This is a genomic window from Arenibacter lacus, from assembly GCF_008711145.1.
Lineage (GTDB): Bacteria > Bacteroidota > Bacteroidia > Flavobacteriales > Flavobacteriaceae > Arenibacter > Arenibacter amylolyticus.
Window position 1 is genome coordinate 25773 of record NZ_VVIN01000004.1, and the last position, 24387, is coordinate 50159.

Here is a 24387-nt window from a genome sequence, read left to right on the forward strand (position 1 = left end):
GGTTGTTACCTTGCCCTATGTTTTATTTAAGACGCTTGTTCCATTTTTATCTCGATGCCAGTATACATACGGCATGGGCGGTTTTTGCCCTTATAGAGGTCACGGGAATGCTCTTTGGAATTCCAGGAGGGCGTCATTTTGCCTTATTGATGTTTTTTGGGACCATGGTGTGTTACAATTTTGTGAAATACGGGGTGCTGGCCAGGAAATATATCAGGGTGGCTACTACCTACCATGTCTACATACAGGTAGTTAGTTTTGTGGCCGGTGCCTTGGCCTTGTATCATGCCTCCCATATAACGTTAAGTGCCTGGCTGGGTATTGGTATACTGTTATTATTGACCTTGTTGTATGCCATTCCCTTGCTTCCCAGAGCTAGGAACCTTAGGAGTTTGGCCGGATTTAAAATAGTGGTGGTGGCTTTAGTTTGGGCAGGGGTTACCGTAATTTTGCCGGTGATGTCGGCTAGCCTACCCGTTGGCTGGGATGTGCTAGTTGAAACTATTCAGCGTTTTATATTGGTTATAGTGCTAATGATTCCTTTCGAGATTAGAGATCTGAAGTACGACGATAGGCAGTTGCAAACCTTGCCACAGCGTTTTGGGCTAATTAATTCTAAAATATTTGGGGCTTTTGGTGCCGTACTGTTTTTTTTAGTAACCTTTTTAAAGGGGAGTTATACGGATTTGGAGGTTCTGGGAAAAGGGATTGTGGTATTAATATTATGGTTAATGATCTTTAGAACAACAAGGATACAGTCTAAGTACTTCTCCTCGTTTTGGGTAGAGGGGATTCCTATTTTATGGTGGTTGATTTACTTGCTGATGGACCGTTTATTGTTGTTTGCCAGATAGTTTTTTCTTTAGCCTTTCCTTTTCTTCCAAGCCTAATGTCTTTAAGTTGGCCTTGTCGCAGAGTGCGGTGAGTCTGCTGTTCTTTTTAACAAAAGCTCTGCAAGTTCTACACAGAAGTAAGTGCAATCGTATCTGTAGTTTTTCTAGAAATGTAGCTTCCTTGTATTGGATTTTTGTGCATATAATTTCAGCTTGTCTGCAATTCCTCATATTTTGAACCAATTAGTATTTAGGCAATCCATTAGAGCGGTCCTAGCCCTATGGATAATAACCCAAAGATTAGACGGGTTTATATTGAGCTCCTTACACACTTCTTCGGTGCTTAAGCCATTAATTGTTTTTAGCGTAAAAGCCAATGCGTGTTTTTTAGGTAGTTTATTGATGCACTCCTGGATGGCTATGCCCAATTCCTCATTTTCCAAAGCGCTGTTCTCTAAAAGACTGGTAGGGTCTGCTACTTGTTGCTCCATAAAATCTCCACGCTGCTCAGTGTCCCTAGTTTGGGTTATGCGGACCATGGATTTTGCTTTTTGGGAGTTTATTTTTCGATAGTGGTCAATTACCTTTCTCTTGAGGATGGAAATAAGCCATGTACGCTCTGCCGCTTCCCCTTTAAAATTTTTGGCCGATTTTAACCCCGCAAAAAAGGTTTCTTGGACCAAATCCTTCGCTATTTCAGCATCGTTTACACGGGAAATAGCATAATTAAAGAGGTAGTCCGAATAGCGATCTACCCAAGTGTCCGGATTTAATAATTGCTTCGTCATACGCGTTGTATATTCAAAAGTAATTGATTTTTTTTGACTTGGATTGTTTAATTTTGGATTCAATCTTTTTTATTATGAGAATAGCCTTTTATTGCTTTATGTTGATTCTGCCTCTTATTGCGAGCTGCAAACAGGAGGTAAATGGTGAAATGCCTATAGTAGAATTTAATCAAAAGTTGCTTGCCGATGCTATTTTGGTGGATGTAAGGACTCCTGCCGAGTTTAATAGTGGGCACCTAGAAAATGCTCAAAATATAAACTGGTCCGATGCAGATTTTGCCACTAATTTTGAGGGGGTAGATAAAGATAAAACCATTTATCTGTACTGTAAAGTGGGAGGGCGAAGTGCCTTGGCCCAGAAAAAACTACAGGCAATGGGCTATACTAGAGTGGTGAACCTCACCGGTGGCTTTGACGCATGGAAGAATGAGCAACTAAAAAACCCAGATCAGCAATAGGGGGTGTCCGTATTACCAATCTGGGTGTAGATGGTTTACATTAAACTAAACTAGTCTAGTTGCTGTTTGGTCTATTTCGCTAATAATCCAGCTCGTTCCAAAAGTGGTTCCAATTTTGGCTCCCTACCCCTAAACCTCTTGTATAATTCCATAGGGTTTTCTGTGCCCCCTAGGGAAAGGATGTTGTCTTTAAATTTATTGGCAATTTCCTGGTTAAAAATCCCATGCTCTTTAAAATACGCAAAGGCATCGGCGTCCAAAACTTCTGCCCATTTATAACTGTAATAGCCCGAGGAGTATCCCCCTTGAAAAATATGGGAGAAAGAGGTGCTCATGCAGGTTTGTGCTACGTCTGGGAAAAGATCCGTTTCCTTAAAAGCTTTTTGCTCTTGAGCCTTTACATCGGTAATGCCGGTGGGGTCTGCAGCGTGCCATGACATGTCTAGTAGGCCAAAGCTCAATTGCCTTAGGGTAGCCATTCCCTCTTGGAAGGTTGCTGACTCCTTAATTTTGGATACATATTCCATAGGAATAGGTTCGCCGGTTTTGTAGTGAGTAGCGAATAATTCCAAGGCTTCTTTTTCATAACACCAGTTTTCCATAACCTGACTTGGTAGCTCTACAAAATCCCAATAAACGGATGTCCCGGAAAGTCCTGGGTAAACCGTATTGGCCAGCATCCCGTGCAAGCCATGTCCAAATTCATGGAATAGGGTGGTTACCTCATTAAAAGTTAGGAGGGAGGGTTTAGAAGCCGTGGGTTTGGTGAAATTGCATACATTGGAGATATGTGGACGTATATTTTCTCCATTTCGTATGTATTGGGGTTTATAGGAAGTCATCCAAGCACCGCCTCTTTTACCGGCCCTGGGATGGAAATCGGCATAGAATAAAGAGATCAAATTGTTGTCTCTGTCATATATGTGATAGGTTTTTACATCTGGATGGTACTTATCAACATCAAATACTTCCTTAAATCGCAAGCCAAATAATTTTTCGGAAATTTTAAAGACCCCGTCAATTACATTCTCTAGTTTAAAATAGGGCTTTAACTTTTCATCGTCCAGATCAAAAAGTTTTTGCTTTAACTTCTCCGAGTAATAGGCGCTGTCCCATTTTTCCAAACGGTCTATATTGTCTAGTTCTTTTGCAAACGCTTCCAATTGTTTGTATTCTCGTATAGCGGCAGGTTTAGCCATGGCCAGGAGCTCATTGAGGAATTCCTCTACCTTTTGCGGGGTTTGGGCCATGCGTTCTTCCAGCACAAAATGGGCATGTGTTTTGTACCCCAACAGGGTGGCCCGTTCATGTCTTAGCCTGGTGATGTTGAGGATGTTTTCCTGGTTGTCTAGTTCGTCCTTGTGAAAACCCTTGCTGCCGAAGGCGATGGAAAGCTCCTTGCGTAGTTCTCTGTTGGAAGCATATTTCATAAAAGGTATGTAGCTGGGATAATCTAAAGTGATTAGCCAGCCGGTTTTGCCTCTAGATTCCGCTAAATCTGCCGCGGCCTCCTTTTCTCCTTCTGGGAGTCCGTCCAAATCGGATTCCTTGGTGAGGTGCATTTCATATCGGTTGGTCTCTGCCAGTACATTTTCTCCAAATTTCAATGTTAGTTTGGAAAGTTCCGCATCTATTTCCCGTAAGCGTTTCTTTTTTTCTTCGGGTAAATTAGCTCCGTTTCGGCTAAAGCCCTTATATTTCTTTTCTAATAAGGTTTGTTCTTCTGGGGTTAATGAGAGCTGATCTTTTTGATTAAAAACCGCCTTAACCCTTTTGAATAAGGTTTCGTTTAAAGTAATATCATTGCTGAACTCGGAAAGTAAAGGCGAAACCTCTTGCGCAATCTTCTGGATCTCTTCGTTGGTCTCTGCCGAATTGAGATTGAAGAAAACACTGGTGACTCTATCTAATTGCTGTCCAGAGAAATCCAGAGCGGCAATGGTATTCTCAAAGGTGGGCTCCTCTGTATTTTGGGCAATGGCGTCAATCTCCTTTTTGGCATCTTCAATAGCCTGCAAGATGGCAGGTTTAAAGTGCTCGTTTTTTATTTTGGAAAACGGAGCCGTATCAAAGGGGGTTAATAATGGATTGTTCATGCGTTATTTTTTTGAAGTTGTAAAAAATAATGGTTTTTAACGTGGACCATAGGGATAGTCCCAAAGATAGCAGAAGGGGACCCTAGTAGGCTTGGCCTCTATTTTGGTTAGCAACCATCACTTGACTTCCCAAGACTAACAGGTAAAAATAGTTGAATTACCTAATCCTGGGAAGAGCTACCTTAGTATTACTGTTTTTCGTGGACCGATTTTGCGCCCTCGATTACCTTTTGCTTCAAACCTTCCTTGTAAAGGATAATCTTGTCCAGAACACATTTGTCTGAAGCTCCAATTATTTGGGCGGCCAAAATTCCCGCATTTTTGGCCCCATCTAGGGCTACGGTGGCCACTGGAACTCCGCCCGGCATTTGTAGTATGGAGAGTACGGAATCCCAGCCGTCTATAGAATTTCGACTCTTAACCGGAACCCCAATTACGGGTAGGGGAGACATAGACGCCACCATTCCCGGTAGGTGGGCGGCTCCTCCTGCACCTGCAATGATTACTGAAATTCCTTTAAGATGGGCATTTTTGCTAAAATCGAATAGCTTTTCCGGGGTGCGATGGGCAGATACGATGTCTACCTCAACTTCAATGTCAAAGCCTTTTAATATGTCAATGGCTTCCTGCATTATTGGGAGGTCGCTGGTACTTCCCATTACTACCGCTACTTTACTCATAATATATTGTAAATTTCTTTATTGCAAATATTATTTACTAATCACTTTAATGGTGTTTTTTACCAGTTCCGCTGTTTTCCTGGCTTCACTAATATCTGGGTTAACAATGGTAACGTGTCCCATTTTTCGGAAAGGTCTGGTCTGTCTTTTCCCGTAGATGTGGGGGGTAACCCCTTCCAGCTTCATTATATCTTCAATGTGCTGGTATACCACATCGCCGGTGTGTCCTTCTGCTCCCACCAGGTTTACCATTATACCAGCCACCTTGCTTTCCGTACTGCCCAAAGGCAGGTCTAAAATAGCGCGGATATGCTGCTCAAATTGATTGGTATAACTGGCCTCTATACTATAATGTCCACTGTTGTGTGGTCTTGGGGCCACCTCGTTAACCAAGATTTGATCATCTTCGGTCTGAAACATTTCTACAGCCAAAATCCCCACCTGCTTTAGTTTGTCGGAGACTTTTAGGGCAATTTCATTGGCTTTTTTGGCCACAGATTCTGAAATTCGAGCCGGACAAAGGACGTATTCTACCTGATTGGCCTCTGGGTGAAACTCCATTTCTACCACCGGATAGGTCTTTACCTCCCCACTGGCACTGCGGGCAACAATCACAGCAAGTTCATTCTTAAAGGGGACTAGCTCTTCGGTAATACATTCCCCCGCTGGCAAGTCTTCCAAGTCTTGAAGCTTTCGGACTACCTTAACCCCTTGACCGTCATACCCAAATTGGGTGGCTTTCCATATAAAAGGGAATTTTAATCCTCCATTTGCGATGCTGTCCTCAATTTCACTTTTATAGGCAAAACGCTGAAAATCTGCAGTGGGAATGCCATTGTCCACATAAAATAACTTCTGTTTGGCCTTGTTCTGAATAATGCGTAAGGCCTGGGTGGGAGGGTATACTTTTACTCCCTCTTCCTCTAGTTTGGCAAGGGCGTCTAAGTTTACATTTTCAATTTCTATAGTAAGGATATCTACCTTCTTTCCTAGGTTGTAAACAGCATCGTAATCCATTAAGTCCCCATGGATAAACTCGTTGCAAGCGATTCTGGAGGGTGCATCGGACGATGGGTCCATTACCTTGGTGTGGATATCGTATTTTCGGGTCTCGTACAACATCATTTTTCCCAATTGTCCGCCGCCGAGAATTCCCAATTTAAAATCAGAAGAAAAATAGTTCATTAGAAATGATTGCTATTAAATATTTATGAAATGTGGTGTTTTAAGCACAAAAATACGCTTAAATCTTAGAAACTGGACCCGATCGGGTAAAAAAGAGAAATCAAAGTGCTATATTTGCCAACTTGAATTTGTTATAAAAATCAGTGGCATTGATAAAGCTTCACGACAAATACTTTAAGCCATTTATAAGCGAGGGCGAAATTTTGGCCGCGGTAAAAAAGATGGCAGACACCATTGCAGAAGACTATAAAGGGGAAGTTCCCATCTTTGTAGGTGTGCTAAATGGGTCATTTATGTTTGTGTCCGATTTTCTGAAAGCGTATCAGCATCCATGTGAGGTTTCTTTTGTGCGATTGAGTTCTTACCAAGGGCTCACCTCCACGGGAATTGTGGAAACCCTATTGGACGTCCCGGAAAATATTGAGGGGCGTAGTGTAATTATTTTGGAAGACATTATCGATACGGGGCGGACAGTGAGGAAATTGATCGATATATTTTCGGAAACCAACGTAAAGGACTTCAAAATTGCTACCATGTTTTACAAATCCGACGTCTACAGTGGGGAGTATGATATTGATTATTTCGGGATGAAGATTGAGGATAAGTTTATTGTGGGCTACGGATTGGATTATAATGAATTGGGAAGAAATTTAAAGGAAGTTTATCAAATTAACCAAAGACACATGATTAATCTCGTTTTGTTCGGGAAACCGGGAGCAGGTAAGGGTACGCAGGCCTCGTTTTTAAAAGAAAAATATAACCTTAAACACATTTCCACCGGGGATGTTTTTAGGTTCAACATAAAGAATGGTACCGAATTAGGTAAACTTGCCAAGTCTTATATAGACAAAGGAGAACTGGTCCCAGATGAGGTAACCATAAATATGTTGCAAGACGAGGTGGAGAAAAATGCCGATGCCAGTGGCTTTATTTTTGATGGTTTTCCAAGAACTACTGCACAGGCAAAAGCCTTGGATGATTTCTTGGTATCCAAACAAATGAAAATTGATGCTACTATTGCTTTGGAGGCAAATGATGAGGTGTTAATCCAGCGATTGCTAGAACGTGGCAAGGTAAGCGGAAGGTCTGATGACCAGGATGAGGATAAAATCCGTAACAGATTTGAGGAATATAACGAGAAAACTGCACCCTTAAAAGATTACTACGACGCTCAAGGGAAGTTTCATAGTGTTAACGGGATAGGCTCCATAGAGGATATAACCAGCCGTTTGGCCAAAGTAATTGAAGAATTACAGGAGGCCTAAACTTCCATAAACAAGGCCCAATGCATTGTTAACGCCTGTAATTATGGGTGATATGACCTTTGTTCGTGGCAGACTAATCTCTAGGAGGTCGTAAAGTTTATTAAAGTGCTTTTTTCTAGCTTGTGATTTGAAATATTAAACTAATTAAATGACTGAGGGAAATTTTGTTGATTATGTAAAAGTACACCTAGAATCTGGTAAAGGGGGAAAGGGATCTGTACACTTACATAGGGAAAAGTTTATTACTAAAGGTGGTCCCGATGGGGGCGATGGAGGTAGAGGTGGACATGTAATTGTTCGTGGAAACAAAAACCTTTGGACCTTATTGAGCTTTAAATATACCCGTACTTTTAGGGCCGGACATGGTGAGCATGGAAGCAAGAATAGGAGTACTGGTGCAGATGGGAAAGATGTATATATAGAAGTGCCCTTGGGAACGGTGATAAAAGATGCAGAATCCCAAGAAGTATTGCTGGAAATCACCGAGGACCAAGAGGAGGTAATTCTGGCCAAAGGTGGATTGGGAGGTCGTGGTAACTGGCATTTTAAAACCTCTACCAATCAAACTCCAAGATATGCTCAGCCAGGAATGGAAGGGGAGGAGTTAGATGTTATCATGGAATTGAAAGTGCTTGCCGATGTTGGGCTTGTAGGGTTTCCCAATGCTGGAAAATCTACCTTGCTATCCGTACTTACTTCCGCAAAACCAAAAATTGCCGATTACGAATTTACCACCCTCAAGCCTAACTTGGGGATTGTGGAGTACAGGGACTTTAAAAGTTTTGTTATAGCCGATATTCCAGGAATTATAGAAGGTGCTGCTGAAGGAAGGGGACTTGGTCATTACTTTTTACGGCATATTGAACGAAATTCTACCTTGTTGTTTTTGATCCCTGCAGACAGTAAGGATATATCCAAGGAATACGAAATTTTATTGGATGAACTCCGAAGGTATAACCCAGACCTTTTAGAAAAATCACGACTTTTGGTCATTTCAAAATCCGATATGTTGGATGACGAACTCATGGCCGAAATGAAAACGGAGCTAGATAAGGACTTTAAGGATATACCCTATATGTTTATATCTTCCGTGGCGCAGTTAGGTCTAGTAGAGCTTAAAGATAAGCTCTGGGCCATGCTGAACGATTAATTCCAAACCGAGCAATTAGGATTTTTTTGTACGGATATGCCTGGTCTTGGGTTGGTTAATTTTCCATGCATTATAAAATAGGGAAGTGTAATTTTCACTATTTTTATAAAAACGTCTTCCATGAAAACGGTATTATCCATTTTTATCCTTGTTTCGATAGTTTCCTGTAGTGCTATTAATGTACAATACGACTACGATAAGGCAACTGTTTTTTCTGCCTATACCACCTATAACTACTATCCGGATATGGAGACCGGTCTAAGTGAGCTGGATACCCGTAGGCTTATGAGAGCCATCGATTCTACCTTGAGGAACAAAGGATTTCTATTGTCTGAGGAGCCAGATTTTTATGTGGCTATCTTAGGGCGCACCCTTCATGCCACTCCACGAAATACCGTAGGTGTTGGTGTTGGTGGTACAGGGAGAAGTGTAGGGGGCGGATTGTCTGTTGGTATTCCTGTAGGTGCTGCTAAGATGGAATGGGAAATACAATTTGATTTTGTAGATAGGTATAAAGATGAGCTATTTTGGCAAGCTGTTGCCACGCGTTCTTTTAATCCAAACAGTGGTCCGCAAAAAAGAGAGGAGATACTGAGGGCTATGGTAGAGAAAGCATTTGTAAAATACCCGCCCAAAGAAAAGTAAGTCGCAAGCATTCCTGTTTAACTTTCATTAGACCTTTTTGGTTTAAAAAAAAAATAGCAGCTGGTATTGGCCAGCTGCTGTTTATGGTCATATTCAATCCTTATTGTTTTAGGGTCTTAAAATATCTTTGTATCTCTCCTTATAAGCATAGAGCATAACGATATTCAATATTATAAGGACTAGGGCTCCTCCTATGGAACTTGGCTCTAGAAAAGCGTGAAATAACATTGCATTTACAGAGATTATCATCAGAATAAGCATCATTAATGGTGCAAACTTGTCGAGCAACAAAGAAACTCCTGCAAGTATTTCAACAATGGCAACAATGTATAGGGTGTTGGTGCTCATTAAGGCCGAAAAATAGTTCATGGCGGCCTCTGACATTTCACCGGCTGGCATAAAATGTAGAAATTTATTAGCCCCAAAAACAATGAGAAAAAGTCCGAAGACTATTCTTAGTCCTATGAAAAATGTAGAGTTCATGATTATGGATTTTATATTGGTTATGTTAAATTAATAAAAAATTCCATGTTATCCAGATATTTACTAAGGTTTTTGTTAATCTACCTGTAGTCTAAGGCCTTCAGTGTGACTGCTAAATTCTGGTGCATACATACTTTGTATAGTTGTGATGCCATTGCTAAAATCGCCAGAATGGTTTACCCTAAGGTCGTATTCAAAAATATAAACTCCTTTGGGTAGGTAGTCGAAGAAGAAATTAACGCTTGCATCTTTTACGCTTTGGTAATAACCAAGTCCATCTTGCCATTGGTAACTAGAAAGTACTGTTGTGGGTTCTAATCCAGAAGCCCTCATATCTTTCATGTGTACAAATTCCATTCCTCTATCTACCTGTAATTCTATCCGTATCCGTACAAGATCTCCTATCTTAAGTGGTTTGGTGTCCGAAACTTCGCTTAGTTCCTCTCCAGTTGGGATGTGGTTCCTAAGAAAAACCTTTTTCCTTAGCTTTAATGGGGTGTCTGCGAAGGATATCTTGTCCAAGTCTTCAAAATATTGCCAGGTTAAAGTGCCCCAAGCACTCCCCTCCAATTTTTTGTTGAGTTGTACAGTAGCCATAGCAGGTTTAATTTCGGACCTATCCCAAGAGGTTTTGTAATAGCCCGTTCCAGCTTCAATCTTTACATTGTCTAAGGTTGCTGGATTGATATGTTGATCCCCAATTTGGACTTCTATAGCTTCAGAGTCTACTAGCCAATCACTTCCCTGTAAAAGAAGTGAGTAAATTGCCTTGGTGGTCGCTTTGGTAGTAGTCCAATGATGGGTCTGTTTGTTTTTTAATAACCATAACTTTAACAAGTCTATCTGCTTGGGGTTGTTGTTAATTTCGGAGAAGGCTTCTATTAATAGGGATTGAGTTTCTACAGGAGCCTGGTTCCAATCCCATGAAGCCGTATTCTGTTTCCAATACATTCCCATTTCTTCGCTAATGATGCTATTTTCATCAAGTGACTTGATAATTTTTTTAGCGGCCTCCTTATGGTTGTTCCTATAGAGGATTAGCGACAGTAGTCCTTTGCTATAGAGGCTTTTATTTGTCCAATATTGTAGAGCCTGTTTTAGATAGTATTCCTTGATGCTAGCTACTTCTTCACTCATGGCATGGTTAGGGAATAAACTACGCAAATAGAGGTAGTGCAATTGGGTTGTGCTTAGGTGGTCTTTGCTGAGGTCCGTATGGTATTTTTTCAACCGCTCGTATTCCGAAAGAAATTGGGCGTCCAAATATTCAAAGGCTTTGGTAATCAGTGGTCGCTGCTCCTCGTTCTCAGGATTAGGCGATGTTATACCGGAAGGGGAAGCTGAGGTGAGTTTTTGAAGATGACCAAGACCTATAAGTATATGTTGGGTTATAAACCTGTTTTCTGGTCCTCCGTTAAACCAAGCCCATCCACCGGAGGGCATTTGGTTTTGTTGTAGCTTTTGCCAGCTGTTGTTTTGCTCATTTTTTAATTTGTTTAGGTTGAACAACAGGGCGATTCGCTTCTTTTGTTCGCTTTCGGACTGGGCGTCCCTAAGCCAAGGGGTTTCCGCTATTAGAATTGATTTTAGTTCTTGATTTTTCTCCAAGTTGCTCAATAATGCATCAGAATTGGCCCATTGGCTAAAGACCTCCTGAATTCTTGCATTGGATTGCGCGATATGTGCTCCAAGCGTATTGGCATAATATCTGGAGAAAACCTGTTCGTTGTTTTCGGAGGGGTATTCCATTAAATAGGGCAAGGCCTGTACGGCATACCAAACCGGATTGGAGGTGATTTCCAAGCTTAACCGATGGTGTCTTAAGGTGGGGGAGAGGGGATTCTTGAGTTTCTCCATGGTGAAACTTTTGGTCTGATTGCCATTTATCCACATGGGGAGGGTTTCGGTTACTAAGGTGCGATTGCTAAGTACTGGTAGGATGTTTTGCTCGCCATCGCTATAGTTATTAGCCGTAGCCATCACTTTGTATTGTATCGCCTGGATTCCCTTTGGAATGGTTAAGACCCAAGAGACCTCGGTATTCCCATTGCCATCTACCTTAAATTCTCGTGTGCTTAAGGCTGCAGAGGAATCGGAATAGGCAATAAGTAGCTCCTTCCCAATATCTTTTCCAGTGACAGCATCAATCAATTCTAGCTTTGCTTTCCCCGCTAGTAGCAGGTCAGTTTGGTTCGAAATTTTACTGCTAAAGGTAACCTGATCGCCCTCCCGTAAGAATCGAGGTGCATTGGGAGTTACCATTAATTCTTTTTGAGTGACAGTGGTAAGGGTAGAAATGGCACTTTTTAGGGATTTAGTGTGTGCCAATAACTGTACCTTCCACTGGGTAAGTGCTTCTGGGGTGGTGAAAGAAAAAGAAACATTCCCATCTTTATCCGTGTGGAGCTGAGGGAGGAAAAAAGCAGTTTCTTGAAGGTTTTTCCGAATCTGGATGTTTTCAAATCCAATTATGTTTTTGTCTTCCTCCATAGCTACTGGTGTATCTCCTGTCTTTTCACCAGGTGTCTGGGCTTCATTGGCCATGGTGAGAACTTGGTCCGAAGATTCCACTGCTTCTTCCATCAATTCACTTGGGGCGGCGCCCTTTATCATGATACGGTTCCGCTGAAGGTGGCCGTTTCCAAAATGTAATCCAAACCAATTAAAACTATCGTAGCGTTGTGGGATATAACCATCTCCTGGTGCATAATCGGTAATTGTCCTAAAGGAAGTTATTTGGAAGCTTTTGGAAGCGGTAAGGTGAATGTTGGAATAGTAGTCTCCATGTGAATTGGGATTAAAATACCAAGCATGGGGTTTAAAGGCATCTAGGGAAGCGTCGTACATATTGGCCATTATTTCAGCGTTTAATCCGTTTCCCTTTGGTCCTGTTACTTTAAATGACCAAGTTTCCTCCGTGCCAGGTTCAATTTTATCTCGGAAACTTACTGTTTCAATTTGGATGTCCCTATCTGGGTGGGGTACGGGAATGGACAGCTTATCTGTATGAAAAGCATTATGGAAGGAAAAGGAGTAATGAATTACAAATCCTCCCAAATCGCCTGGTGTAACTGGAATTCTTAAGGTTTTAGTGGTGTTGTTAAGTTTTAACAGGTGGGTTGCAACAATCTTTCGCTCTTTTTCTACTAACAGGGTAACCGATAGGTCCTTGGCAGCAGAGCTCACCTTTAGTGTAACCTGGTCTTCAATAGTGTAGGAGGGTTTATCGTATTTTATCTGAAAAAGTTGCTGGTCCGCTAGGGTTTTATCGGAAGGGTTATAGAGGGTGGTGTAAGCAATATCCTTTACGTCCTGACCAAAAATATCGGAGGTGCTTAACTCCAAGCGATATTTGCCAGAGGCCCATTTCTTAGAGAGATTCAATTCAATGGTCTTGCCGTTTTCAGTATTAAAAGGAGCTTCCCAAACCAATTCTCCATTTGGCCATTGGGAAGGATCGGACTCATCTTCAAAGGAATCGTGGGGAAAGCGTTTTTTAAACTCTTTTTTGTCAAAACCAGGATAATCCGGTGCGGCCCAGGGTCGTGGTCGCAGTACGCGGTCTGGACCCTTTAGTTTATACATTTTTATAGTTCCTTGGGTAGGAGTTGCTTGTCCGTTAAGGTTTTGGGTGCTAATTGTAATTTTATGCTTTTTATTCTTCTGGTTAATGAGTTCTGCAATTTCAATATTAGCGGTAAGGGCATGGTATCCTACTTTTATGTTTGTGGTGGCGCTCCTTGTTTCACCGTTCAAATCCGTTACATCTGCAGTGACCTCGTAGTTAAAAACCGGTAACTGCTCTTTGGGAACCGTTAGGTCTGGTATGGCCATAAAGTTTATGCCGAACTGCCCCTTGGCATCCGTGGTAGTGGTGCCCTGTGCAATGATTTGTGGAGTTGCCTGGTAATATGGAAGGTGTTGGCCGTGCCAAATTATGGATCTTACTATTCTTTTTACGGTGTATTTTACAGGGGCATGTGTTATAGTACTCCCCGCATATGCCACGGCCTTTCCTTGGACCAAAACACTGTCGTTGAGCTGATAAGTTTCTGTGATGGGCTGAAACGTAGTTTCAAATCGTGGGCGTTTATATTCTTCCACAGAAATAGTTTGATATCCGTGGAGGTTAAATTCCGTAGAGGTGGCCTCTAAGGAGAAGTTGCCTGTAAGGGTATTGTTTGGAATGGTAAATTCCCCAGAAAAGGAGCCGTAATTATTGGTTTTAAATTCCTGAACCGATACCACTTGTTGGTTGCCATCCTTTAAGGTCACTTCAATTTCTGTCTCGGTTAATATCTCAGAGGTGTTTTCTGTTCTTTGCAAGGCAATTCCCTTAAAAAATAAGGTTTGACCTGGTCTGTAGATACTGCGATCCGTAAAAAGAAAACAGGGATAGCTGGTGTCCTTTTCCTCTAACATTGGTTTTTTAGGAACATAGATGTCTTTAAAATAGGCTATTTGTCCCTCGTGGCTGACCTCAGCGGTGATGTTATTTGGAGATTTTGCATTTAGGGGTAAGGAAACCCTCCCCAATTTATCGGATGTTAATACCTTAGTTTCTGTAGGACTTTGGTAGCTGGACCGATACGAGATCTTAAGCTTAGCACCTATCTTAGGTGCCCCGTTAGTTCTATTTATTATTTGGAAGTTGAGCAGTTCATTTGTTCTAGATTCCACGAGGGCCAGGTCTGTGACCTGGATAGGGGTGAACGAGGAGCTGGGGTAGGTGGCGTCTTTTGGAGTGGCCAAAAGGATGTAATTGCCATTTGGGAGTTCTGGCAACAGCACTTCTGTTTGGTGTTCTTGATGGTCGTTTTCATTTTTTAAAGTGGATTCCCATTGCTTTTCCAAAGCTAGCTTTTTTATGAAAGCGAGTTTTTTCTCCTGAGGATATAGTGTGTTTAATGTTTTAAGTTCACTGGCTGAAATTTGGTGGGCGGCCAGTTGTAAACGGGAAATGTTTTTATAGGTGACCAGGATCTTGGAAGGGGTGTGTACCGGGATATGTTGTTCTGTGGTGAGACGTAGGTTGCTAGTGAGAATTTGAGATTTTAGGGAGGTGCATCGTTCAGCTGCACGGCTACTCGGGAATTGTTCAATTATAGAATCGCAGATATCCAAGGCTTCCTTGTGTTTCCATCTTGGGGTTGGATTAATGGTAGGGTGATAGGTGTTTCCGCTCTGATGATGTGCATATGCAATTTCATAGCGATACAGCGCACTGTGTTCGTTCTCTTTAAAAGTTTCGGCAGAATTTTGGAGTACCTCAATATATTGCTGATCCTTATTGGGGAACACGGCATTTTCCCAGATGAATTTCAATCGGGCTATATCCACGTCAACCAAGGCTTCAAGAGAAGGATCGGATAGATGGAACAACACTAATTGTTGATAGAGTTGAAGTGCTTTAAAGTGTGATGATGTTTTATCGTTAGTAGTAATATTTTGCTGAACAAACTCCTTTGCATTGCAAAATATACTTGGGTTGTTTAGTTCAAATTTATCGGCTGGACGGGTGATGCTATTTTCGGAACTGGTATAAAAGTCCAAAGCATTATGTGCCAAAAGATCAAATAGAGTAGGTCTGTAAATTTCCGAATCGTCTTGTTTTACCAGAATTTCATTATAGTGATCAACCGGTGTTTGTTGCAAGTGGGACTTATTATTTAGAGATGCATCAAAATGTTTTCCTACCTCATAAAACAAGGTGGTTAAATCCCAAGTCCTGAAATCGGCGCTATCTATTTTTGTTTCCGTTTTGGTTCGATCGTAAAATCGATATCTATTTTGTTGAAAATACTGCCAATATAAGTTGGCCAAATACCCTTCCAGAATATTTTTTACAGGCACCTGGTTTTCTGCTATCTTATCTTTAAAATCCTCAATAATTTCCAATTGCGCGTCCTCTTCCAGGACCATACTATATTTGGAAGCGTATAAGAGGGATTTAATAACCTGGGGCTCCTGATGGTCCTTTTTTGCTTTAGCGGAAATTTGGGCAACCAACTCCATGGCCGATTTGGTCATGGATTCTTTTTCCAATTGCTGCACCCGTTTCCACATGCTGTCATAATAAGCTGGGGTTGCTTGGGATTGAGCAAGCTGTATGGAAAGAAATATGATAACTAAGGCGGTTATTTTTTTCATAGGAGGTCTTTATTGAATATTGGTTGATTTTCATTTGAAGAAAAACGAACTATAATCCTTAGATGCAAAAAAGATACCACTGTTGCCTAGGAGTGGGGAAATTAATCTAAAAAGGCTTCAGATACCTACCGTACAACGATGCTTAGAACCCTTGCTTTTTATTATTGGTTGAGAAATAGGAGGACTTTCTCGCTTCTGGTCGTAATTGTAATATTACACCTAAAAAAATGAACAATAACCTTAGTGTACGCTATTCTTATATAGATTTAAGCATTCCGCCGTCTATGGGGATATTAGCCCCTGTTATAAAAGAAGCTTGCTCCGAAGCTAAGAAGGTTACCAAAAATCCATACTCCTCTGGATGGCCAATTCTACCCATTGGGACATGGGAAATCATATCTTCTTCCACTTCTTCCAACGGAATATTTATTGATTTTGCCTTGTTTTCATTTAGGCTTTTTAGTCGTTCTGTGTTAAAAAATCCTGTCAATGTATTGTTGACGGTAATGTTGAATTTACCCACTTCAATGGCCAAAGATTTGCCCCAGGTAACTACGGCTGCCCTTATAGAGTTGGAAAGTACTAGGTTAGAAATTGGTTCTTTCACGGTAACGGAGGCAATATTTATAATGCGTCCATAGTTTTTAGCCTTCATACCTTCAAGGGCTAGCTGCGTAGTAAATACGGTTGTTTTGAACAGGAGATCAAAGGCGTTTTGGTAATCAGGTACATCCTTCTCTAGTGCATTTCCTGCGGACGGGCCTTGGGTGTTGTTAACTAAAATGTCCACCGAATTTTGGGTGAAATACGTCTCTATAATTTTTTTATAGCTGTCATAGTTGGTATAGTCCACCACTAAATATTGATGGGTTTGCCCTTGATTGGTAGGGAGTTGGGAAATAATGGATTTTAGTTTGTCTTCACTCCTCGCCATTATGGTTACGCTGGCACCGCTTTTAGCCAATTGTTGTGCAATGGCCTTGCCAATTCCCTGGCTGCTTCCTCCTATAAGGGCCTTTTTGTTTTTAAGTGATATTTCCATAGTTCCAGTGGTGTGATTTCTCTAAGTATAAGGGATTAATTTAGCGATATTCTTCTCTGGTGGGACTAAAAACGTCCATCAGTTTACAAGCTGTTAGGGCCTTGCCGCTGTGAGGGACCATAGGAGGGATTACAACTAAATCTCCCGGAATATAGGTGTTGGTTGCTCCATTAAGTGTAAATTGGAATTCTCCTTCTAGTACCTGCATTACCTGCTCGTTTTTATGGCTGTGTTCTGGAACAATGGCATTTTTTTCTACCTCCCAAAAAGCAAGACTCATATGTTGCGTATGGATTAATTTACCGTGATATCCCGGCATAATTTCTTTGGAGGTAAGTTCGGATAGTTTAATGTTCATTTTTAATGGATTTTAGTGCTAAGATAAGGAAATGAAGGAAGTGGCAGGTGGCCGAATTAGTCTTGATGTTTTTCACATAGCGTGGGGATGAATATTTCGTAGCTATTATGATTGCAAAATTTTATTTGGAAGGTGAATAAGGCTATTACAATTCATATCTTTACGGTTTTTAAAGTTCGATTTTAATGCAAATTCATTTTATAGCAATAGGTGGGAGCGTTATGCACAATTTGGCGCTAGCCCTACAGGATAAAGGACATACGGTTACCGGTAGTGATGACATAATTTACGAGCCATCCAAAACCAGGTTGAAGGCAAAGGGGTTGCTGCCAGCTTCTTATGGCTGGTTTCCAGAGAAGGTGCATTCATCTTTGGATGCAGTTATATTGGGTATGCATGCCAAAGCGGATAATCCCGAGCTATTGCGAGCACAGGAATTAGGGCTTAAAATCTATTCGTATCCAGAATTTATATATGAACAATCCAAGTATAAAACTAGAGTGGTCATTGGTGGGAGTCATGGGAAAACGACTATTACGGCAATGGTACTTCATGTTATGAATTATCATGATCGTCCTGTTGATTATTTAATAGGCGCCCAATTAGATGGTTTTGATCAAATGGTATCCCTTAGTGAGGAGAATGACTTTATCGTATTGGAAGGGGATGAATATCTATCCTCTGCCTTGGACAGACGACCTAAATTTCACTTGTATCGTCCTAATATAGCGTTGCTAAGTGGCATTTCATGGGACCATGTTAACGTGTTTCCTACCTATGAATACTATTTGGAGCAATTTAAAGGTTTTGTAGATAGTATTGTAAAAGGCGGGAGTATCACTTATAATGAGGAAGACGAGAATGTTGTTAAAATAGTGGAGGCTTCGGAAAATACTATTAGAAAACTCGCTTATCGTACTCCAGAATATTCCGTGGAAAATGGGGAGACTATTCTAGAAACGCCAGATGGCCCTATGCCAATTCCCATCTTCGGAAAACACAATTTAAGCAATTTGGCAGGTGCTAAGTGGATTTGCCAAAACATGGGCTTGGATGAGGAAGATTTTTATGAGGCTATAGCTACATTTACGGGGGCTTCAAAACGGCTAGAAAAGATGGCTGAGGGGAAATTAAGCGTTGCTTTTAAAGATTTTGCCCATGCGCCTAGTAAGGTAAAGGCAAGTACTGCAGCGGTGCGCGAGCAATACCCGAATAGGAATCTGATAGCATGTTTGGAACTGCATACCTACAGTAGTTTTAATCCAGAGTTTTTAAAAGGTTATAAAGGGGCGTTGGAAGATGCTACCACTGCAGCGGTTTTCTATTTGCCAGAATCGGTGAAAATTAAAGGTCTTCAAGAAGTTACCCCAGAACAAATTAAAGAAGCTTTTGGGCGTGAAGATTTACAGGTGTTCACCAATGCAGAAGCTTTTAGGGAGTTTGTATTTAAACAGCAGTACGCCAACTCGGCCCTCCTCCTGATGAGCTCTGGCAATTACGGGGGATTAGACCTGGAAGAAGTTAAGGAGGAAGTAGAAGGGGTATAGCCATATTAGTGGAGATGCTTTTTATCTTTTTCTAGTTTAGATTATTTTTCATATAAGTGTGCGGCAAATTGTTCGTCACAGTCGAGCCTGGTTTTACCAAGCTCGACTTACATTTATAGATTTTATTCCTATTTTTAAACCCGTATCTTCGCATAAACTAGAGCCTGTCGTAAACATACTTTTAAAGTTAACCTTGTAAGGGATTCATAAGGTGATCTTTGGTGTCTGCTGTGACTGCTTTTGTGTAGGAGGAATTCAAATTTTAAATTACCCTTACTTTACGGTGATGATTGTTTTGCCTGCTGATTAATAGTAAATTAGGTGGGTGTTTTATGCTTGTTGTATTTTAGACGATCGTCGCATAAGCTACGTTTATATTGCATAATTGGGTGTTCTTGTAAATTTTAAAGTTTTGTTAATATTTGTATATTGGTGGTCGCACAAAAAAAAATAGGATTATTCCTATTGAATGGTCGACAATAAATTACTTAACTAAACTATTTAAATTATGATTAAAAGAACACTATTGTTTTTTAAGCTCTGGCAGAAATTTTTTCCCTATTGGGCAGGTTTTATCCTTGTAGTGCTCGGGCTTGTTCTTCCAAATTCTTTATGGGCGAACAATTATGAATCCAACGAAATAATCGGTGAATATCAAAGCACCGTAAAAGGGGTTGTGTTAGATGAAACTGGAATGCCCATTCCTGGCGCCAATGTCTTGGAAAAGGGAACTACTAACGGAACCGTAACTGATTTTGATGGTAATTATAGTATAAATGTTGCTTCGGATGCAGTTTTAGTATTTTCCTACATTGGTTATAGTAATGTAGAGGTTGCTGTAAATGGGCAAAACACTATTGATGTTAGTATGGAAACCGATGTTACTGCCTTGGAGGAAATTGTGGTAGTTGGGTATGGAACCCAGCGGAAACAAGATCTTACAGGGGCAGTATCAGTGGTAAAAACTGATGATCTGCAAAAGCAACCCTCGGGACAGGTGACCAATCAATTGCAAGGAAGGGCTTCTGGAGTTACCATTACAGGAGGAGGACAGCCTGGCGAGGCACCTCAAGTAAAAATTAGGGGGTCTAACACTTTTGGAAACAACAATCCACTATACGTGGTAGATGGTATTCCAACCGATAATATTAGCGATCTAAACCCTAACGATGTGGCATCCATGCAGGTTTTAAAGGATGCTGGTTCTGCTTCCATTTATGGATCTAGAGCTGCTAATGGTGTAGTTGTTATTACAACCAAAAAAGGAAAGGGAAAAATGAGGGTGACTTATGACGCGTATTATGGTACCCAGATGGTACAGAGCGGTAACCCATGGAATATTCTTTCTTCACAAGAAATGGCCGACTTAACATTTATGGCCTTGAGGAATACCAATCCAGGGGATCCCATTAACCATAGCCAATACGGTAATGGAGCCACTCCGGTACTTCCAAATTATATTGCTCCTGTTGGTGCAGATACCGTTGATGAGTCGTTGTACAACGTAAATCCTAATTATACCAGTAGTTCAGATTTGGATAATTTCTATAGGATTGTAAAGGCTAATAAGCAAGGAACTAATTGGTTCCAAGAAATCTTTAGTCCGGCTAGTATAACCAGTCATAACTTGTCCGTTAGTAATGGAAATGAAAAAGGAAGTTATTTATTCTCGTTAAACTATTTTGACCAAGAGGGAACTCTGAAAAACACTTATTTAAAGCGCTATACAATGCGATCTAATACGGTATTCAATATTTCTGACAATATTAGGATAGGACAGAATCTTAGCTTCAGTATTAGAGAAAATCCTCAAATTAGCGCGTTGAGCGAGGGTAGTGCCATTGGAATGGCCATCAGACAGCAACCAATTATACCTGTTAGGGATATTAAAGGGAATTATGCTGGATCGTTTGGTTCCGATTTAGGAAACGCGAGGAATCCAGTTGCTATAATGGATCGTACTAGAAATAACAGGGGAGTGTCTAACCGAATTTTCGGAAACATGTTTGCTGAAGTTGACTTTATGGAGAACTTTACGTTTAGAACAAGTTTTGGAGGGCAGTATTACTCTAATAGCTTTAACTCGTTCTCTTTCCCAGAATATGAAAATGCCGAAAATAGTTCGGTAAACACCTATAGGGAAGCCGCACATACGAGCTTCAATTATACTTGGACGAATACCCTTCAGTATCAAAACACTTTTAATGATGTTCATAACCTGAATGTTTTGGTGGGGACGGAAGCCTATAAGAACAGAGCGAGAGAAGTAGGTGGGTCTATGCAAAGTTATTTCTCTTTTGATCCAGATTATGTAACCTTGGAGACTGGTTCGGGAACACAGACCAATTACAGCTGGAAAAGACAAGATGCATTATCTTCCTTGATAGGTAGATTAGATTATAACTATGATGACAAATATTTATTGAGTGCTACTATTCGCCGCGATGGGTCCTCTAGGTTTTTAAATAATCAGTATGGATGGTTTCCGGCAGTCAGTGCAGGGTGGAACATTAGCAATGAAGCTTTTATGCCAGAAATGGATTGGTTAAATGATCTTAAAATCCGTGGTGGTTATGGAGTAATGGGGAATCAATTGAACGTAGATCCTGCAAACTCGTTTACCACCTTTGGTGGAAATCAGCAGAATTCTTACTATGCGATTTCAGGAAGTAATCAAACAATTTCAGAAGGTTTCCAACAACAACGAATTGGAAACCCAGATGCAACTTGGGAAAAGAATATCAATTCTAACATAGGATTGGATGCAAGTTTGTTTAATAGCAGTGTACAGTTAAGTTTAGATTACTACAAAAAGGAGATTAAAGACTTACTTTTTAATCCTAGCTTACCGGCCACTGTTGGGAATGCTACTGTTCCCTTCGTAAACGTTGCGGAAATGGCAAACAATGGGTTGGATATGGATGTATCTACCTTTTTTAACCTAACTGACGATTTGCGTTTAAACACTACGCTAACCTTAACTACTTACAATAACGAAATTAAAAAGATTGCCGATGGTTATAGCTACTTTGACCGGGAAGGCAGACGATTTAACGGTAGTACAATTATTAGAAATGCGGTGGGGCGATCTGTGAGTGAGTTTTATGGATACAAAATTGTAGGATTTTGGAATTCAGAAGATGAGATTGCCGATGCTAATGCGGAAGCAATTGCAGTAACTGGCGATCCGAATGCTACTTATCAACCAGATGTTGCCGTAGGTAGATTTAGGTATGCAGACAGTGATGGTGACGGCAGAATAACCGCTGATGATCGGGTTTTCCTAGGAAATCCAAATCCCGACTTCACTTATGGGTTAAACTTAGAATTGATATACAAAAATTGGGATTTGAGCATGTTTCTATATGGATCCCAAGGAAACGATATTTGGAATAATGTGAAATGGTGGACAGATTTTTATAGTTCATTTACAGGGGCTAAGAGTCATACAGCACTCTACAACTCCTGGACTCCGCAAAATATGGATGCTAAAGCCCCCATTCAGGAAACTACGGGATCGTTTAGTGTAGCAGATGTTCCTAACTCCTATTTTGTTGAGGACGGTTCCTACCTAAGGGCAAAACACATTCAGTTAGGGTACACCTTCCCTACAGAATTAATGAACAGAGCCAATATTTCCAAGTTGAGGTTGTATGCTCAAATGGTAAATGCCTTTACAATTACCTCCTATTCAGGAATAGATCCGGAAATTTCTGGTGGTACCGTTAATTTTGGAATAGATGAAGGTGCTTATCCCAATCAGAGACAACTTCTATTTGGGGTAAACGTAATTTTTTAATGAGGATGAACGATAAAATAAAGTATATGAAAATTATAAAACAACTAAGTAGACTATATATACCTATACTAACATCGCTGTTAATTGTAGGTTGTAGTGATAATTTCCTAGAGCAACCTGCCTTAGGAGCTTTAAGTGAGGATGTAATTGCCAATAAGGATGGTGTAGATAATTTGCTGACCGGTGCTTACGCGGCCCTGGATGGGGTTGGATTTGGAGGTGCAGCTTGGGAAGCAGCGCCTGATAATTGGGTTTACGGTACTGTAGCGGGTGGTGAAGCAAGTAAAGGAAGTTTCGGAGGTGACCAACCTGCTATTGATCAAATTGTAAAGTTTATTTCCAATCCATCCAACGGTTATTACAATAGCAAATGGAGAGCGCTATATGGAGGAGTTACCCGAGCGAATAACACCTTGAAATTATTAGCTAAGGCCACAGATATCTCAGAGGAGGACAGCAAAAATATTGCTGCTCAAGCTCGATTCTTAAGAGGGCACTTTTATTTTGAGCTGAAGAAAATGTGGAATATGGTTCCTTGGATCGATGAAACAACTGAAGATCCCAAGCAGCCAAATGATGTAGATATATGGCCTAACATTGAAGCAGATTTCCAATTTGCATTTGATAACTTACCTGCAGCACAGGACGATTTTGGAAGAGCAAATAAATGGGCAGCAGCGGCCTATTTAGGAAAGACATATTTATATCAAAAGAAGTTTAACGAAGCTAAAACTGTCTTTACCGATGTGATCAATAATGGCGTTAATTCAGGAGGAGTTAAGTATGCTTTGGTTGAACGATTCAGGGATAATTTTGATGCAGCTACTGAAAATAATTCTGAAACAGTTTTCGATATTCAAATGGTAGCTAACGATGGGACCGGTTCCATTGCCAATGCTAATCAAGGTGGCATGCTAAACTTCCCTTATAATAGTCCATTCAGATGTTGTGGATTCTTTCAGCCTTCACAGGATTTGGTTAATTCCTATAAGACGGATCCGGTAACCGGACTTCCCGATATTTCAAATTACAACTCAGATCCAGTGAAAAGCGATATGGGGATTACCAGTAGCGAGCCCTTTAGTCCCGATACGAGGACATTGGATCCAAGGCTAGACTGGACAGTAGGAAGAAGAGGTATACCTTTTCATGATTGGGGCAAGCATCCTGGTATGGCTTGGATAAGGGAGCAGACCTATGGAGGTCCTTATGCGCCAAAAAAGAATATCTATTGGCAGGCTACGCAAGATCAGTATGCGGATCAAAGCTCTTGGGCGCCGGGTACAGCTATTAATGTTCGTGTGATCCGATTTGCAGATGTCTTGCTGATGGCAGCTGAGGCAGAAGCACAGGCTGGTAGTTTGGATGTAGCTTTAGATTATGTAAATCGAGTTCGTCAAAGAGCCGCAAATCCAGATGGCTATTTAAAGCAGTATGTGGATGAAGATGACCCAATGGCTGGATTTGACGAGAACAGTAATGCAGCCAATTACGTGATAGCAGATTATACCTTGGCCGACTTTGCATCTAAAGAAATGGCGTTGGAGAGAATCTATTTCGAAAGAAAATTGGAGCTTGCTATGGAAGGGCACCGATTCTTCGACTTGGTTAGATGGGGTATTGCAGAAGAAACCCTTAATACCTATTTTGATTATCAGGGAAATATAACCACTGATGTGAGAGGTGGAAGATTTATTCCTGGAAAAAGTGAATATTATCCCATTCCACAAGCTCAAATAGACTTGAGTGTAGGTGCAGATGGGGAGCCTACCCTAAAACAAAATCCTGGGTACTAATTCCCTGCAGAGCAGTAAAGTCTTTAAATGAAAGAAGCCATTCCAACAATTGGAATGGCTTCTTTTTTTCAAAGTAAATCCTCCAATAGACTATAATTCTTATCTTTAACCT

Annotated in this window: 16 protein-coding genes; 8 read left to right on the top strand and 8 right to left on the bottom strand. The window is 40.9% G+C overall.

All coding sequences use genetic code 11. The features are described from left to right. Nucleotides 1-17 precede the first annotated feature (17 nt). Nucleotides 18-854, top strand: a complete 837-nt coding sequence (locus tag F1E73_RS02720; RefSeq protein WP_086476660.1) for a UbiA prenyltransferase family protein — start codon at nt 18-20, stop codon at nt 852-854. 206 nt (nt 855-1060) lie between these two features. Here the strand turns inward: F1E73_RS02720 and F1E73_RS02730 are convergent, their stop codons facing one another. Further along, on the bottom strand, nt 1061-1621 hold the full coding sequence (locus F1E73_RS02730) for a sigma-70 family RNA polymerase sigma factor (RefSeq protein ID WP_086476662.1): 561 nt from the start codon (nt 1619-1621) through the stop codon (nt 1061-1063). Between the two features lie 74 nt (nt 1622-1695). Here F1E73_RS02730 and F1E73_RS02735 point away from each other — a divergent pair, with 74 nt between their 5' ends. Then, the gene (locus tag F1E73_RS02735; protein ID WP_223883340.1) at nt 1696-2079 is read left to right on the top strand and encodes a rhodanese-like domain-containing protein; all 384 of its coding nucleotides are present in this window, start codon (nt 1696-1698) and stop codon (nt 2077-2079) included. A 71-nt stretch (nt 2080-2150) separates the two neighbouring features. Here the strand turns inward: F1E73_RS02735 and F1E73_RS02740 are convergent, their stop codons facing one another. From F1E73_RS02740 to F1E73_RS02750, 3 genes are all read right to left on the bottom strand, one after another. Beyond that, nucleotides 2151-4175: a M3 family metallopeptidase gene (locus F1E73_RS02740; RefSeq protein WP_086476663.1), complete on the bottom strand. Its 2025-nt coding sequence runs from the start codon at nt 4173-4175 to the stop codon at nt 2151-2153. A 188-nt stretch (nt 4176-4363) separates the two neighbouring features. Further along, nucleotides 4364-4855: a 5-(carboxyamino)imidazole ribonucleotide mutase gene (gene purE / locus F1E73_RS02745; RefSeq protein ID WP_086476664.1), complete on the bottom strand. Its 492-nt coding sequence runs from the start codon at nt 4853-4855 to the stop codon at nt 4364-4366. Nucleotides 4856-4885: 30 nt separating this feature from the next. Further along, nucleotides 4886-6040: a 5-(carboxyamino)imidazole ribonucleotide synthase gene (locus F1E73_RS02750; RefSeq protein ID WP_150451043.1), complete on the bottom strand. Its 1155-nt coding sequence runs from the start codon at nt 6038-6040 to the stop codon at nt 4886-4888. Nucleotides 6041-6189: 149 nt separating this feature from the next. On the opposite strand from F1E73_RS02750, the gene F1E73_RS02755 reads away from it, so the two are divergent. From F1E73_RS02755 to F1E73_RS02765, 3 genes are all read left to right on the top strand, one after another. Further along, the gene (locus F1E73_RS02755; RefSeq protein WP_150451044.1) at nt 6190-7305 is read left to right on the top strand and encodes an adenylate kinase; all 1116 of its coding nucleotides are present in this window, start codon (nt 6190-6192) and stop codon (nt 7303-7305) included. Between the two features lie 148 nt (nt 7306-7453). Then, entirely contained in the window at nt 7454-8455 is a 1002-nt protein-coding gene (gene obgE / locus F1E73_RS02760; protein ID WP_086476666.1) for a GTPase ObgE, read from the top strand. A 120-nt stretch (nt 8456-8575) separates the two neighbouring features. Beyond that, on the top strand, nt 8576-9100 hold the full coding sequence (locus tag F1E73_RS02765) for a DUF4136 domain-containing protein (RefSeq protein ID WP_150451045.1): 525 nt from the start codon (nt 8576-8578) through the stop codon (nt 9098-9100). 108 nt (nt 9101-9208) lie between these two features. Here the strand turns inward: F1E73_RS02765 and F1E73_RS02770 are convergent, their stop codons facing one another. From F1E73_RS02770 to F1E73_RS02785, 4 genes are all read right to left on the bottom strand, one after another. After that, nucleotides 9209-9583: a DoxX family membrane protein gene (locus tag F1E73_RS02770; protein WP_086476668.1), complete on the bottom strand. Its 375-nt coding sequence runs from the start codon at nt 9581-9583 to the stop codon at nt 9209-9211. 75 nt (nt 9584-9658) lie between these two features. Continuing rightward, entirely contained in the window at nt 9659-15733 is a 6075-nt protein-coding gene (locus F1E73_RS02775) for an alpha-2-macroglobulin family protein (protein ID WP_150451046.1), read from the bottom strand. Nucleotides 15734-15989: 256 nt separating this feature from the next. Then, on the bottom strand, nt 15990-16775 hold the full coding sequence (locus tag F1E73_RS02780; RefSeq protein ID WP_150451047.1) for an SDR family oxidoreductase: 786 nt from the start codon (nt 16773-16775) through the stop codon (nt 15990-15992). 40 nt (nt 16776-16815) lie between these two features. After that, entirely contained in the window at nt 16816-17133 is a 318-nt protein-coding gene (locus F1E73_RS02785) for a cupin domain-containing protein (RefSeq protein WP_086476671.1), read from the bottom strand. 185 nt (nt 17134-17318) lie between these two features. Here F1E73_RS02785 and F1E73_RS02790 point away from each other — a divergent pair, with 185 nt between their 5' ends. From F1E73_RS02790 to F1E73_RS02800, 3 genes are all read left to right on the top strand, one after another. Continuing rightward, entirely contained in the window at nt 17319-18680 is a 1362-nt protein-coding gene (locus F1E73_RS02790) for a UDP-N-acetylmuramate--L-alanine ligase (protein WP_086476672.1), read from the top strand. 508 nt (nt 18681-19188) lie between these two features. Beyond that, complete coding sequence (locus F1E73_RS02795) at nt 19189-22479, top strand: SusC/RagA family TonB-linked outer membrane protein (RefSeq protein WP_086476673.1); 3291 nt, start codon at nt 19189-19191, stop codon at nt 22477-22479. A 26-nt stretch (nt 22480-22505) separates the two neighbouring features. After that, nucleotides 22506-24275 carry a RagB/SusD family nutrient uptake outer membrane protein gene (locus tag F1E73_RS02800; RefSeq protein ID WP_086476677.1) on the top strand — a complete coding sequence of 590 codons (1770 nt, stop codon included), beginning with the start codon at nt 22506-22508 and terminating at the stop codon, nt 24273-24275. The last annotated feature ends 112 nt before the right edge of the window (nt 24276-24387 follow it).